General features: G+C 41.3%; 15 protein-coding genes. All 15 read left to right on the forward strand.

Annotated elements, in window-relative coordinates; all coding sequences use genetic code 11:
• Positions 1-14: 14 nt before the first annotated feature.
• Positions 15-1562, forward strand: coding sequence for a cardiolipin synthase (gene cls, locus SST62_RS0100830; protein WP_029185922.1), 1548 nt, complete (start codon positions 15-17; stop codon positions 1560-1562).
• Positions 1563-1717: 155 nt separating this feature from the next.
• A complete protein-coding gene (gene recJ / locus SST62_RS0100835; RefSeq protein WP_029185923.1) occupies positions 1718-3931 on the forward strand; it encodes a single-stranded-DNA-specific exonuclease RecJ in 2214 nt (737 codons plus the stop codon).
• Positions 3910-4896 carry a DUF3114 domain-containing protein gene (locus SST62_RS1000000111820; protein WP_079267395.1) on the forward strand — a complete coding sequence of 329 codons (987 nt, stop codon included), beginning with the start codon at positions 3910-3912 and terminating at the stop codon, positions 4894-4896. Before recJ ends, SST62_RS1000000111820 begins: the two co-directional genes overlap by 22 nt.
• Positions 4897-5093: 197 nt before the next feature.
• A complete protein-coding gene (locus SST62_RS0100845; protein WP_002937136.1) occupies positions 5094-5606 on the forward strand; it encodes an adenine phosphoribosyltransferase in 513 nt (170 codons plus the stop codon).
• A gap of 103 nt (positions 5607-5709) precedes the next feature.
• Complete coding sequence (gene metA, locus SST62_RS0100850) at positions 5710-6651, forward strand: homoserine O-acetyltransferase MetA (RefSeq protein WP_014637718.1); 942 nt, start codon at positions 5710-5712, stop codon at positions 6649-6651.
• Positions 6652-6660: 9 nt separating this feature from the next.
• Positions 6661-7335: a DnaD domain-containing protein gene (locus tag SST62_RS0100855; RefSeq protein ID WP_029185924.1), complete on the forward strand. Its 675-nt coding sequence runs from the start codon at positions 6661-6663 to the stop codon at positions 7333-7335.
• A gap of 1 nt (position 7336) precedes the next feature.
• Positions 7337-8020 carry a tRNA (adenine(22)-N(1))-methyltransferase gene (locus SST62_RS0100860; protein WP_029185925.1) on the forward strand — a complete coding sequence of 228 codons (684 nt, stop codon included), beginning with the start codon at positions 7337-7339 and terminating at the stop codon, positions 8018-8020.
• Positions 8010-8804 (forward strand): Nif3-like dinuclear metal center hexameric protein, encoded by a 795-nt coding sequence (locus tag SST62_RS0100865; RefSeq protein ID WP_029185926.1) that lies wholly within the window; start codon positions 8010-8012, stop codon positions 8802-8804. The genes SST62_RS0100860 and SST62_RS0100865 overlap by 11 nt, the downstream gene beginning before the upstream one ends.
• A 175-nt stretch (positions 8805-8979) precedes the next feature.
• On the forward strand, positions 8980-9804 hold the full coding sequence (locus SST62_RS0100870) for a ZIP family metal transporter (protein ID WP_029185927.1): 825 nt from the start codon (positions 8980-8982) through the stop codon (positions 9802-9804).
• 97 nt (positions 9805-9901) lie between these two features.
• Entirely contained in the window at positions 9902-10771 is an 870-nt protein-coding gene (gene rfbA, locus SST62_RS0100875; protein WP_024418471.1) for a glucose-1-phosphate thymidylyltransferase RfbA, read from the forward strand.
• Positions 10771-11364 carry a dTDP-4-dehydrorhamnose 3,5-epimerase family protein gene (locus tag SST62_RS0100880; protein ID WP_029185928.1) on the forward strand — a complete coding sequence of 198 codons (594 nt, stop codon included), beginning with the start codon at positions 10771-10773 and terminating at the stop codon, positions 11362-11364. Before rfbA ends, SST62_RS0100880 begins: the two co-directional genes overlap by 1 nt.
• Positions 11364-11849, forward strand: a complete 486-nt coding sequence (locus SST62_RS0100885) for a hypothetical protein (protein ID WP_029185929.1) — start codon at positions 11364-11366, stop codon at positions 11847-11849. Before SST62_RS0100880 ends, SST62_RS0100885 begins: the two co-directional genes overlap by 1 nt.
• A 198-nt stretch (positions 11850-12047) precedes the next feature.
• On the forward strand, positions 12048-13094 hold the full coding sequence (gene rfbB, locus SST62_RS0100890) for a dTDP-glucose 4,6-dehydratase (RefSeq protein WP_002937117.1): 1047 nt from the start codon (positions 12048-12050) through the stop codon (positions 13092-13094).
• 54 nt (positions 13095-13148) lie between these two features.
• A complete protein-coding gene (gene rfbD, locus SST62_RS0100895; RefSeq protein ID WP_029185930.1) occupies positions 13149-14000 on the forward strand; it encodes a dTDP-4-dehydrorhamnose reductase in 852 nt (283 codons plus the stop codon).
• Positions 14001-14216: 216 nt separating this feature from the next.
• The coding region (locus tag SST62_RS0100900; RefSeq protein ID WP_029185931.1) for a GBS Bsp-like repeat-containing protein at positions 14217-15482 on the forward strand (1266 nt) is incomplete at its 3' end.

A 15482-nucleotide genomic window follows, 5' to 3' on the forward strand; every position in this document is an offset into this window, starting at 1 on the left:
TAAGGGAGAGATGTATGGAAAAACTTTGGAAAATTATATACAGTCGGACATTTATTGTCATTAGTTTGATTATTCTAACCATTTTCCTTATTCTTTGGTTGGTAGGTTCGGCAGCTACCTATATGCCTGCTTTATTGATTGTTTTGCAAATTTTTTCGATTTTTGTAGCTATTTCAATCATCAATAGACCGATGAATACCAGTTTTAAGTTAACCTGGATTATTTTTGTCATTGGTATTCCGATTTTTGGTGCTCTATTCTATTTTATTTTGCAGTCCAACATTGAAACCAAACGTTATCGTAAAAATTTTCATAAGCAAGCACAAAGACTTCGGGAGTATAGTAAGACGTCTGAAAAGGTCATGAAGGCATTGGAGCAGGAAGATAAGGAGCAACTGAAATTAGCTCACTTCATGAGTGAGTACGTTGGCTACCCAATTCATACCAATACGGATGCCGTCTATTTTTCAACAGGTCAGGAAAAATTTGAAGCTCTACTAGAAGAATTGAAAAAGGCAGAGCAGTATATTTTTATGGAGTACTTTATTGTCGATATGGGATATATGTGGGATTCTATCCTTGACATTTTGAAGGAAAAGGCAGCGCAAGGGGTGGAAGTTCGTTTTATGTATGATGGGATGAATTCACTGACCAATCTTCCCTATAATTACTATAAAACCTTGAGAAAATATGGGATAAAAGCCAAAGTATTTTCTCAAATTATCCCAGCCTTATCTACGGTGCAAAATAACCGTGACCATAGAAAAATTGCGATTATTGATGGAAAGGTTGCCTTTACTGGTGGCATTAATATCGCAGATGAATACATCAACAAGAAAGTGCGTTTTGGTTACTGGAAAGACGCAGCGATTATGATTAGGGGAGAAGCTGTTGCAAACTTTACGTTGATGTTCCTTCAAATGTGGAATTACAATGAAAAGACAGAGACAAATGACCTAAAATACCTCAAAACGCATAAAGATTTAGAGACGGAAACCGTTGATGCTGAAGGTTTCTTCCTTCCGTATGGCGAGAATCCATTTGATGGAGATGAGGTAGCCAAACGAGTCTGCCTAGACATGATTCAGTCGGCAACGGATTATATTTATATCATGACACCCTACTTAGTGTTGGATGATGAAATGATTGATAATTTGACTTATGCTGCGAAGCGTGGAGTCGAGGTTCGTATTCTGCTCCCGCATATCTACGATAAAAAATCAGCCTATTTGGCTGCTCGTACTGATTTTCCGACTTACTTGGAAGCAGGAATTGAAATCTTTGAATTCCAGCCTGGGTTTGTCCATTCCAAAGTTGTTTTGGTCGATGATAAGAAAGCTACTGTTGGTACGGTGAATATGGATTTTCGCTCTTTTTATCTTAATTTTGAGTGCGGTCTCTATATTTACAATCACTCGGCAGTTTTGGCAGCTATTAAGGATGACTTTACTCATTCCTTCAAAAAATCACAGCAAATTAACCTTCTAACCTTCCATAAAACGTACTCTTGGTATAAGCGTTTGGGAGGAGCCCTACTGCGAATTATTTCACCTTTATTATAAATTGCACTATTCGTTCTTCATGGAGCAAGGGATCGACATTCTGTTTCGGTCTTACCTTGCTCCATTTTTCTTGGAAAATGATATAATAGAAAGATAGTTTATACTCGGAAAAGTTACAGGTTACTTGTGATTTTGAGTATTAAGGAGTAAAAAACGTGATAAAACCCAATTATGACTGGCAATTATTGACCGGTTTTTCTGATGAACAATTTATCAAAATTGCTAAAAAAGAAGGAGTGGACCCGGTAGCGGCTAAGTTGCTGTATGAACGTGGCATCCATTCGGCGGAAGAATTGCATACTTTCTTACAACCAAGCTTAGAAGACCTTCACGATCCCTATTTACTACATGATATGGACAAGGCGGTAGAGCGGATTCGCCGAGCAATCGAAGATTACGAACAAATTTTGATTTATGGAGATTATGACGCAGACGGCATGACCTCGGCATCTATTCTGAAAGAAACTCTGGAGGAAATGGGGGCAGAAGTCCAAGTTTATCTTCCCAACCGTTTCACAGACGGCTATGGGCCGAATCAGTCAGTTTACAAGTATTTTATCGAGCAGCAGGGGATTTCTCTAATTGTGACGGTGGACAATGGCGTAGCGGGTCATGAAGCGATTGCCTATGCCCAGGAAATGGGTGTCGATGTTGTTGTCACAGACCACCATTCCATGCAGGAAACCCTTCCCAATGCCTATGCGATTGTACATCCAGAGCATCCAGAGGGAAATTATCCCTTCAAACATTTGGCAGGTTGCGGTGTGGCTTTCAAATTGGCCTGTGCCCTTCTTGAAACGGTTCATGCAGACTTGCTGGATTTGGTCGCAATTGGCACCATCGCTGATATGGTTAGCTTGACCGATGAAAATCGGGTCATGGTCAAGTACGGTCTTTCTCTTCTCAAACAGACTGAGCGAGCAGGTTTGCAAGAGTTGATAAAGATAGCTGGCATTGAGATGGATAGCCTTGATGAAGAAACAGTTGGTTTCCAACTTGCTCCCAGGTTGAATGCCCTTGGTCGACTCGATGATCCTAATCCAGCCATCGAATTACTGACTGGTTTTGATGACGAAGAGGCCCATCAAATTGCCCTCATGATTGACAGTAAAAATGTAGAACGCAAAGACGTTGTCCAAGCAATTTATGATGAAGCAAAAACAATGTTGCGAAGAGATAGACCTGTTCAAGTTCTGGCTAAAGAAGGTTGGAATCCAGGTGTTTTAGGGATTGTGGCAGGACGCCTACTAGAAGAATTACACCAGCCTGTTATCGTTTTGTCGATTGAAGATGGTAAGGCAAAGGGGTCGGCTCGTTCTGTTGAAGCAGTTGACATTTTCAAGGCCCTTAAAGATCATCAGGACCTATTTATCGCCTTTGGTGGTCATGCTGGTGCAGCAGGTATGACCTTGGAAGTTGACAAACTTGAAGAGCTTGCTCTGACCTTGACAGACTACATTATCGAAAATAAATTGGATTTATCCAGCAAGTCTTCGCTGGTCTTAGATGAAGAATTGGATTTAGAGGAATTAACCCTAGATACTCTAAAATCTTTCGAGAAGCTTGCGCCTTATGGCATGGATAATAAAAAGCCTGTATTCTACATCAGAGACTTTCAGGTGGAATCAGCAAGAACCATGGGGCAGAATAATGCCCATTTGAAACTACGCATTACTAAAGGTGCTGCTGGATTTGATGTGGTTGCTTTTGGTAAGGGCAATCTAGCCTTGGAATTTTCACAGGCCAAGGGCTTAGAACTAGCTGTCACCTTGTCTGTCAATCAATGGAATGGCAATACCAGTCTTCAGCTCATGTTGGTTGATGCTCGGGTCAATGGTGTTCAACTTTATAATATTCGTGGAAAACAACATCCTATTCCTGCAGGAGTCCCAATTTTGGACATTGAAAATCCAGTAGCAGATAACAAAGCAATTGTCTTAGCTAACTTGCCTGAGGACCTCAGTAGTCTGCGTAGCTATTTTCAGGAAAGAGAATTTGAAGCTATTTATTTTAAAAATGAAATTGCCAAACCGTACTATCTAGATGGTTATGGTAGCCGAGAACAATTCGCTAAATTGTATAAGACTATTTACCAATTTGATGAGTTTGATGTCCGCTACAAACTGAAAGATTTGGCTGGTTACTTAAAAATTAAGGACAGTCTCTTGGTCAAAATGATTCAGATTTTCCAAGAATTAGAATTCGTCACGATTACGGATGGGGTCATGCGGGTCAATAAAGAGGCGCAGAAGCGAGAGATTTCAGAAAGTCAAATATATCAAGAATTGAAAGAAACAGTTATCCAACAAGAGTTGATGGCGCTTGGCACTGTTCAGGAAATTTATGAATGGCTATGTGGTCGCGTTTGATGACAGTAGAAGCTCTGGTTGTTGTTGGAGTGATTGGAACGCTTCTCTACACTTATAGGTTTATCAGGCAAAAAAGTCTGTTGAAAAATCTTGAACAGATAACCGAAATAAAGCACGCACTGATTGAATTACGGCGAGTAGGATGGTCAGAAAGAGCCATCAAAAAGGTTTTCCTGAAACAACTGTTGCCTCTAAAACAAGAAGACATCCCAGCATTTGTTCAAAATTTCATAAAAGAAGCTACTATTTTTGCCTCAACTAGCTTTTATCAGTTGATAAAAGTTGACAGTCGCTCTTTAAGCCAAGAGAAAGCGACGGCTTTATTGGAGCAAAGTATGAATATGTTAGATTTTCCTGAGGAATTAAGTCACGGGCTATTACCTGAACTTTTGCAGAAGATGGATGTGAATTGTCCTCCACACCATCCGTTTTGGCGGTATTTTGCTAAGCTAGTTGACAAAGCTTTTCCAGTTCGAGAATTAGAAGTCAAACGGCCGTTAAACAGACAGGTCCATCAACTGCGCTACCTTATTTCCTATCAGCAGGCTTTTTGGGTACGTCAGCAGTTTGGAAAAGGAAAAACAGACTGGCAGGCTCTAGTAGCCTATTTACGTAGCCTACCTCGGTGGTCTTACCGCTTACGAGAATCTGCCCGCCTACACAATAAACAACTGTTCGGAAAGAAAAATCAGAAGACCTTGCCAGTCAATATGAAGATTTTGATTCATTTTCACAGCGAATTTATCCTAAATCAAGATGGACAATTTGCCTTGATTTTAGAAGAACGACCACATGTCAATGGCGTGGTAAACGGGGCTTCCTTCAATTATGCCAGAGCTAATAATAAGCGCCATAGACAACTTGATATGGCTCCAGTTGGCACGCAGGATCCCGTTTTTCGGAAAGAATTGCTACGCTCAAAGATGGGAGTCTATTTATCGCCTACTCGCTTGCGCCACTACTAAAAAGGAAGAAATGAGGTTGGCTGGGAGCAGTCTTACTTTAATCAGCAAGGAAGCTTTTCCTATGGTGGACATAGCAGGGCAGCTTGTGTGGCGAATGTGAGGAGACGATTTGCTAAAGATATAGGTCTGAAATGTACCAAAAAACAATTTCATGGTATAATGAAGAGTAAAAATTATTTTTAAAAAGAGAGAGACAAATGAACTTAAAAGATTACATCGCAACAATTCCGAACTATCCAAAAGAAGGTATCGAATTCCGTGACATTAGCCCTTTGATGGCAGATGGAAATGCTTATAGCTATGCAGTACGTGAAATCGTTCAGTATGCGACAGATAAGCAAATCGATATGATTGTTGGGCCAGAGGCGCGTGGTTTCATTGTTGGATGTCCAGTTGCCTTTGAATTGGGAATCGGTTTTGCACCAGTTCGTAAGCCAGGTAAGTTACCACGTGAGGTTATCTCAGCTGACTATGAAAAAGAATATGGTGTAGATACATTGACGATGCATGCAGACGCAATCAAACCAGGACAACGTGTCTTGATTGTCGATGACTTGTTGGCAACTGGCGGTACTGTAAAAGCTACGATCGAAATGATTGAAAAGCTTGGCGGTATCGTTGCTGGCTGTGCCTTCTTGATTGAGCTAGATGATTTGAAAGGCCGCGAAGCAATCGGCGATTACGACTACAAGGTTTTGATGCACTATTAATCTAAGGTTATAGCCAAAACTTATAACTGGTCCTATTTTTATTCTAATTGAATTGCATAGCAACCTGTCTTATAATAAATATAAGAAAATTGGGAGGTTGCTTATGCCAATTAAAATTGAAAAATCATTACCAGCAGTTGAAATTTTGAGAAAAGAGAATATTTTTGTGATGGATAGTGACCGAGCTAGTCATCAGGACATCCGTCCTATCAAAATCCTTATTCTCAATCTCATGCCACAGAAGATAGTGACGGAGACTCAGTTGCTCCGTCTTTTGGCTAACACTCCTTTACAGCTAGAGGTTGAATTTCTCTACATGGCTAGTCACGAGTCCAAAAATACACACTCGGACCATTTGAAGCAGTTTTATAAGACTTTTGAGCAGGTCAGGGATAGCTATTTTGATGGGCTCATCGTGACAGGAGCACCAGTTGAAAACTTACCTTTTGAGGAAGTTGATTACTGGCAAGAACTTACTCAAGTTTTTGATTGGTCAAAAACACATGTTTATTCAACATTGCACATTTGTTGGGGAGCACAGGCTGGTTTGTATGCACGCTATGGTGTACCCAAACACAGTATGTCTCGAAAACTATCAGGTGTATATTGTCAAGAAGTGACTAATCCAACTAGCCCTCTTATGCGTGGATTTGACGATGAATTTCGTTCGCCACACTCCCGTTATACGGAAGTAAGAGAAGCAGATATTGCCCATCTGAGTGGGTTGACGATTTTATCACAAGGTCCAGAAGTTGGCCTATCCATTTTAGCCAGCAAGGATTTAAGAGAAATTTATAGTTTTGGACATTTAGAGTATGATAGGGATACCCTAGCTAAGGAATACCAACGTGATTGTATAGCTGGAAAAAATCCCCATTTACCGGAAAATTATTTCAAAGAAGATGACCCTACAAGCAAACCATCTCTCTCTTGGAATTTACCAGCAGCACAATTCTTTACCAACTGGGTGAATTACGCTGTCTATCAAGAAACTCCATACGACTGGCATATCTTTGAACAATCAGCCCAGTCAGCTAGTCTTTAAAGAGGAAGTATGAACTATTCACAGCAATTTCGTCAGGGACATTTGGTCCTGCCAGCAGCAATATTATTCCACTATCAAGAGCTTTTTCCGTCGGCAGATGATTTTTTGATTTGGCAGTTTTTCTTTTATCAAAATTCTTCAGCTATCGAATCATTAGCACCTAGTGAGATTGCTCAAGCTACTGGTAAAACAGTTGCCCAGGTCAATCAAGCTATTGAAAATCTCCAAGATGCTGGACTCTTAGAATTTAAGACAATCAGTATTGCTGGTGAAATTGAAATGATATTCGATGCGCTTCCTGCTTTTGAAAAATTGGATGCTCTGTTAACTCCAAAACAGGCAGTTGAGATTGTGCAACCAGAGAATGATTTGAAGACCTTGGTGGGTGATTTTGAACGTGAATTGGGCCGCTTTTTATCGCCGTTTGAAATCGAAGATTTGGAGAAGACTATTGAGGATGACAAAACTTCGATTGATTTGGTTCGTGCAGCCTTGAAAGAAGCTGTTTTTAACAACAAAACAAATTGGAAATACATCCAAGCTATTCTACGAAACTGGCGCCGTGAGGGAATTACTACAGTTGCGCAAGTAGAAGCGAAAAATGCAGAAAGAGAAATTCAGACTCCTAAGAATGTGACTGTTTCAAGTGACTTTCTTGATGCAATGGATCTCTGGAAAGATTGATATGGAAACAAAATTATCTAAAAGGCTGGAAACAGTCGCAAGTTTTGTCCCACAAGGGGCACGTCTAGTTGATGTAGGGAGTGACCATGCTTATCTCCCTCTTTTTTTGGTAGAGCAGGGGCGTATTGATTTTGCCATTGCGGGGGAAGTCGTTCAAGGTCCCTATCAGTCAGCGCTCCAGAATGTAGAGCAGGCGGGACAAACAGAAAAAATTCTAGTCCGTTTAGCAAATGGCTTAGGTGCGTTTGAGATGTCTGACCAGATGACTGCCGTGACCATAGCAGGTATGGGAGGGCGCTTGATTGCGGAAATCTTAGAAGCAGGAAAAGAAAAGCTTGCGACCATTGAACGGTTGATACTCCAGCCAAATAATCGTGAAGATGATGTGCGTCGATGGTTGGAAAAAAATGGTTTTAGATTGGTTGCTGAAAAGATTCTGGAAGAAAATGGCAAGTTATATGAAATCCTCGTTGCAGAATCAGGACAGATGAGATTATCAGAAGTTGAACATCGTTTTGGTCCCTATCTACTAGAGGAGGCTTCACCAGTTTTCGTCAAAAAGTGGAGAAGAGAACTTGAAAAATTAAGTTTTGCTTTGGAACAAGTTCCATCTGAACGCCAAGGTGACCGCTTTGCCATTTCCCAAAAAATCCAACAAATTCAGGAGGTACTCCATGTTAGCTAGTCAGGTTATTGAGCGCTATCAAGCCTTTTGTCCCCCTTCTTTGGCTATGGAAGGCGATGTCAAAGGGCTGCAAATTGGTACCCTTAATAAAGAGATTCAACGTGTCATGGTGGCTCTGGATATTCGTGAGACAACAGTGGCAGAGGCGATTGATAAAAAGGTGGATTTGATTATCGTCAAGCACGCCCCGATTTTTCGTCCAATAAAGGATTTGGTGGCTGACAATCCGCAAACTAAAATGTATCTTGATTTGATTAAGCATGATATTGCAGTCTATGTCAGTCATACAGATATTGATGTGGTTGAGGGTGGTCTCAACGACTGGTTCTGTGAACTATTAGAAATTCAAGATACTACCTACTTGATTGAAACTGCCGAGGGGCAGGGGCTTGGTCGTGTGGGGACAATAGCAGAGCAGACTTTGGAGGATTTGGCTTTGAAAGTCAAGTCTGTCTTTGGTCTAGATGCTGTCCGTCTAGTGACCTATGGGCATCAAGCCAAGCAGTATGTCAGCCGTGTAGCCATCTGTGGAGGCAGTGGTGGTTCCTATTACCATGAGGCTCTTGCCAAGGGAGCAGATGTTTACATCACAGGCGATATTTACTACCATACGGGTCAGGATATGTTGACACAAGGCTTGCTGGCTATTGATCCAGGCCATCATATCGAAGCCTTGTTTATCAAGAAAATTGCTGAATTGTTGGAAACATGGAAAGCAGAAGAGGGCTGGGATGTGGACATTCTTCCTTCAACTGTTTCGACCAATCCGTTTCGACATTTGTGATAAATTAATCAGTACCTAATTATGGAAAGACCAAGACGACATTTAATGTAGCTTTAGGTCTTTTAGTTTTTAGATATTTTCTTATTTATTTAAGTGAAAAAGCTTGAATTTTATAATAAATTAGGGTATCTTAATTTATAGGATATGCAAGATTAAACAGGATAGGATGTTAGTTATGACTTGGTTTACTAATCAGTCTGTAGTTCTACAGGCTTTGCTAGGTGGTTTATTCACATGGTTTTGTACGATTATGGGATCTGCCGTTGTATTTTTCTTTAAGACAGTTAGTCGTCGTTTGCTAGACACCATGCTAGGCTTTGCAGCTGGTGTTATGATTGCGGCTTCTTTTTGGTCATTATTAGCTCCATCGATTGAGTATGCTGAAAGTTCATACGGCAATTTAGCTTGGATACCAGCAGCAGTAGGTTTTGCAGCAGGTGGTATTTTTTTACGCTTGGTAGATGCCTGGGTTCCGCATTTGCATTTGGGAAATGATAAAGATAAGGCAGAAGGTGGTGGTGAGAAGGAGAGAAAAAATCTATCCAAAACAGCCCTGCTCTTCTTAGCTATTACAATTCACAATATTCCTGAGGGCTTGGCGGTCGGTGTTACATTTGGTGCACTTGCTTCTAACTATAGTCCAGCAGCTCTTATCGGCGCAATCGGTCTTGCTATTGGGATCGGTATACAAAATATTCCTGAAGGTGCAGCCTTGGCTATTCCAATTCGTACAGACGGTGCATCTAGGTGGAAAGCTTTTTACTGGGGATCAATGTCAGCAATTGTCGAGCCGATTGCAGCAGTCATAGGGGCTTTTGCGGTCACCTTTATGACACCTACTTTACCTTATGCCCTTTCCTTTGCGGCAGGAGCCATGATTTTTGTCGTTGTAGAAGAGCTCATTCCAGAGTCGCAGACAAATGGCAATACGGATATTGCAACACTGGGCTTAATGGCTGGTTTTATCATCATGATGATTTTAGATGTTGCCTTAGGATAATTTGTTAAAGTCTGTCGTCACAGGCTTTTTTCTTATGACATTATCTCTGAAAATATGGTATAATGAACTGATATTAAATGAGGGAAGGTACTCTTATATGAAAGGTATTATTCTAGCTGGTGGGTCAGGTACACGCTTGTATCCTTTAACGCGCGCAGCTTCAAAACAGTTGATGCCAATTTACGATAAACCAATGATCTATTATCCATTGTCAACATTGATGTTGGCTGGAATCAAAGATATTTTGATTATTTCAACTCCGCAAGATCTTCCACGTTTTAAGGATATGTTAGGAGATGGTTCTGAACTTGGAATTTCACTTTCATATGCAGAACAACCAAGTCCAGATGGTTTGGCGCAAGCCTTCATTATCGGTGAAGAATTTATCGGTGATGACAATGTAGCCTTGATTTTGGGTGACAACATCTACCATGGAAATGGTTTGACCAAGATGTTGCAACGTGCAGCAAGCAAAGAAAAAGGTGCGACAGTATTCGGTTACCAAGTCAAAGATCCAGAACGCTTTGGTGTGGTAGAATTTGACGCTGACATGAATGCCATTTCCATCGAAGAAAAACCAGAGGTGCCAAAATCAAACTTTGCAGTTACTGGTCTTTATTTCTATGACAATGATGTAGTAGAAATTGCTAAAAATATCAAACCTTCTCCACGCGGTGAGTTGGAAATCACAGATGTCAACAAGGCTTACTTAGACCGTGGAGACTTGTCTGTGGAACTCATGGGCCGTGGATTTGCTTGGTTGGATACAGGTACGCATGAGAGTCTCTTGGAAGCGGCGCAGTACATCGAAACGGTTCAACGCTTGCAAAACGTTCAAGTGGCTAACTTGGAAGAAATTGCCTACCGCATGGGCTACATTACAAAAGAACAAGTCCACGAATTAGCACAGCCACTTAAGAAAAATGAATACGGACAATACTTGCTCCGTTTGATTGGAGAAGCCTAATGACAGAAAACTTTTTCGGTAAAACACTAGTAGCTCGCCCTGTCGAAGCCATTCCAGGAATGTTAGAATTTGACATTCCTGTTCACGGCGACAACCGTGGCTGGTTTAAGGAGAATTTCCAAAAGGAAAAAATGCTTCCGCTCGGCTTCCCTGAAAGCTTCTTTGCAGAAGGAAAATTGCAGAATAACGTTTCCTTCTCTCGCAAAAACGTTCTTCGTGGTCTTCACGCTGAGCCTTGGGACAAGTACATTTCAGTAGCAGACGGCGGTAAGGTTTTGGGAACTTGGGTCGATCTTCGTGAAGGCGAAACCTTCGGCAATACCTACCAAACCGTTATCGATGCCTCAAAAGGTATCTTCGTCCCACGTGGCGTAGCCAATGGTTTCCAAGTTTTGTCAGATTTCGTGGCTTACAGCTACTTGGTTAACGACTATTGGGCTTTGGAACTCAAGCCAAAGTATGCCTTCGTCAACTACGCTGACCCTAGCCTCGACATCAAGTGGGAAAACCTCGAAGAAGCGGAAGTTTCAGAAGCAGATGAAAATCACCCACTCCTCAAGGACGTCAAGCCTTTGAGAAAAGAGGACCTCTAATGTTTCAAGCCTTTTTGGAAATAGCAGAGCAGTTAAACAAGCTAGGAATCACTCCCTTGTTAATGGGCTCAGTTGGTTTGGAAAGGCGAACAGAGAGAGACTGGCAGGCAGGAGATTTGGATATTCATGTTCCAAGTGATCCGCGTGGCTGGGAAGCCCCAGACGACGAACGGATTTATCAGGCGGACACTTTGATTTCTATGATGAATCAACTCGGCTATGTCCTGGTTGACCGTCACGAACATGAATTTCATAAAGATGGCTTATCTGTTGAATTCGGAGGTCTACATTCACTGCCTGAATTTGCTGGTGTAGAGCTAGAAGATTTGGAAGAACTCGAAACAGCAGGTGTTCGCTATTACCTACCGACACTTGAACAATACTTGAAAATCTATCAAGCCTCTTCAAAAGATTCCTACCGAGCAGAAAATAACAATCAAAAAGACTTTGCCAAGATTGCTTATTTAAAAGAAATCTTGCAGTAGTCTGGCAATCAAAGAGGGCGAGCATAGCGAGCCAATAGCGATAGTTTCCGTCGTAGTGAGCAGCTCCCTTGCTGTGCTAAGGAGCGGGGGAAACCATGAGACCTTAGGCTCATGGTTTAGTAATGTAACACCATGGTGGTTGCTTACGTCCCCACTACCTAAGGAAACTATCAAAATAAGAAAAATTCGGAGAAAAAAATGTCTCAATTTAAAAATATTATCGTAACTGGTGGAGCTGGTTTCATCGGTTCAAACTTTGTACACTATGTTTATAACAATCATCCAGATGTTCACGTAACTGTTTTGGATAAACTTACTTATGCAGGCAATAAGGCTAACTTGGAAGCTATTCTTGGTGACCGTGTTGAGCTGGTTGTTGGCGACATTGCAGATGCTGAATTGGTTGACAAATTGGCTGCTAAGGCAGATGCAATCGTTCACTATGCGGCAGAAAGCCACAACGACAACTCCCTCAACGATCCAAGCCCATTCATCCATACCAACTTTATCGGTACTTATACTCTTCTTGAAGCGGCTCGTAAATACGATATTCGTTTCCACCATGTATCGACTGACGAAGTATATGGCGACCTTCCTTTGCGTGAAGATTTGCCAGGTCATGGCGAGGGTCCAGGTGAGAAATTTACAGCAGAAACCAACTACAACCCATCATCACCTTACTCATCAACCAAGGCTGCTTCAGACTTGATTGTTAAAGCATGGGTCCGTTCATTTGGTGTCAAAGCAACTATTTCAAACTGTTCAAACAACTACGGTCCATATCAACACATCGAGAAATTTATCCCACGCCAAATCACCAACATCTTGGCAGGTATCAAGCCAAAACTGTACGGTGAAGGTAAAAACGTCCGTGACTGGATTCATACCAACGACCACTCGACTGGTGTTTGGGCAATCTTGACAAAAGGCCGTATGGGTGAAACGTACCTAATCGGTGCTGACGGTGAGAAGAACAACAAAGAAGTGCTTGAATTGATTCTTGAAAAAATGGGTCAACCAAAAGATGCTTATGACCACGTGACTGACCGTGCAGGACACGATTTGCGCTATGCTATTGACGCAAGCAAACTTCGTGACGAGCTTGGATGGACACCACAATTCACAGACTTCTCTCAAGGTTTGGAAGAAACAATCCAGTGGTACACAGACAACCAAGACTGGTGGAAGGCTGAAAAAGAAGCTGTTGAAGCTAACTACGCTAAAACGCAAGAAGTTATTAAATAAGACTATTAGAGGCTAGGGCTCTTGCCCAAGCCTTGCTTGAAATAAGGAGCAAATATGATTTTAATTACAGGTGCAAATGGTCAGTTGGGTACAGAGTTGCGTTATCTCTTGGATGAGCGTGGTGTTGAGTACGTTGCCGCTGATGTAGCAGAAATGGACATCACGGATGCAGACAAGGTGGATGCCTTCTTTGCAGAAGTCAAACCAAACGTTGTTTACCACTGTGCAGCCTATACAGCTGTAGATATGGCAGAAGATGAAGGCAAAGAACTCAACTACAAGATTAACGTAACAGGCTCTGAGAATGTTGCCAAGGCAGCAGCCAAATATGGTGCAACTCTTGTCTATATTTCAACAGACTATGTCTTCAATGGTGATTTACCAGTCGGCCAAGAGTGGCAAGTAGATGACCAACCAGATCCTCAATCTGAATATGGTCGTACCAAGCGTCTGGGTGAAGAAGCAGTCGAGAAATTCGCAGACAAGTTCTACACAGTTCGCACTGCCTGGGTCTTTGGTAACTACGGTAAAAACTTTGTCTTTACTATGCAAAATCTTGCGGAAACCCGCGATACCTTGACAGTTGTTAACGACCAACACGGTCGCCCAACCTGGACACGCACACTTGCAGAATTTGTGGTTCACTTGGTTGAAACTGGTCAAGAATTTGGCTATTATCATTTGTCAAATGATGCAGCAGAAGATACAACTTGGTTTGACTTCGCGACGGAAATCCTCAAGGATACCAACACAAAGGTATTACCAGTGGATTCTAGCCAGTTCCCAGCCAAGGCAAAACGTCCATTCAACTCAACCATGAGCTTGGATAAGGCAAAGGCGACAGGTTTTGTCATCCCAACTTGGCAAGAAGCTTTGGAAGCATTCTACAAACAAGAGAAAAAATAACATACATATCGATTTTGTGCACGGAAATATTAAAATGGAAGCTCTTAAATTAATTAAGGGCTTTTTCATTTAGATGAATGTTACTAATTGGGAAATAAAAAAATAGGAAAAACCTTTTCAGTCTATAAAAAGTGTGCTATAATTAATCAGTGTATACTAATTTTGAGATAATTAATATCGCAATTTTTTAGCATATTGGAATAGAAGGAGTATTTTGTGAAAAAGAAATCATTATTATTTCTTTCCTTGTGTGCTTGGACACTTCAAAGTCATCTCGTTCAAGCAGATACCATAGTGGATGCTGCAAGCCAAGCATCGCAAGAAACAGAAATGTCTAGTTTGTCAAACTCGAATATTGCAGTAAGTCAACGAACATCCCTAGCAGTTGCAAATGAGGGGACGAAACAATCGAAAACGTTAGTAGCTGAAAATACGACAGTTTCAAGTCTTCAAACGCCTTCATCTGAGATTGTTGGCTCTGCTAACAGCATGAGTGAATTAACAAACCAAGGCGAATCTATAGCCGATAGTACAACTATTTCCAATGAAGTAAAACCTGATCAGGAAACAACTTCTTCAAATGCTATTTCTGTAACGTCAGGCGTTTCTTTGACAAAAGAAAATGCTTCCGTGGCAAGCTCGACAAGTTCAACTTCTGCAGGCACAGGCAATACAGTTACAACGCCTAGTACAAATGTTGCTGCTAGATCTACGGTTTCTAGTTCAAGCCAATCAACGACAAGTACGCAGGCATCTAATGTAGTTGCAATCGAAAACGTTAATGCAGTAAATGGGAGTTTTGATGTACGTGTATCAAAAGTTTCTTCTCCCAAAGAAATTAAAGAAGTATATATTCCAACTTGGTCGGAAGTGAATGGTCAAGATGATATTATTTGGTATGCAGCCAAACGTCAATTAGATGGCAGTTACCTAATTAATGTAGATAATGCCCAACATAAGAAATCTGTTGGAAAATATCATTCGCATGTGTATTATCTAGCTACAGATGGTAGTTTATCTGCAATCGGTGCAACCTCAACAGTATTGCCAGAACTTAAAGCCAGTGGGAAAGTTTCTGCGGTGAATGTCAACCAAGGTACAGGTAGTTTTGAAGTAAAAATTAGCGATATAGTTGCGCCTAAAGGGATAGCTAAGGTTCTTGTTCCGACCTGGACAGAATCAGGAGGTCAGGATGATATTGTTTGGCATGAAGCATCACGCCAATCAGATGGTAGCTACCTTGCAAGAATTAACAAAACCCAACATAAGAATGAATTAGGCAAATATATTTCCCATGTATATTTGTTAGAGCAAGATAGTAGCTTATCAGGCATCGGTGCAACCTCAATAGTATTGCCAGAACTTAAAGCCAGTGGGAAAGTTTCTGCAGTGAATGTCAATCAAGGTTCAGGTAGCTTTGAAGTAAAAATTAGCGATATAGTTGCGCCTAAAGGGATAGCTAAGGTTCTTGTTCCGACCTGG

The sequence above is a fragment of the Streptococcus suis YS56 genome, from assembly GCF_000440115.1.
GTDB classification, from domain to species: Bacteria; Bacillota; Bacilli; order Lactobacillales; family Streptococcaceae; genus Streptococcus; species Streptococcus suis_L.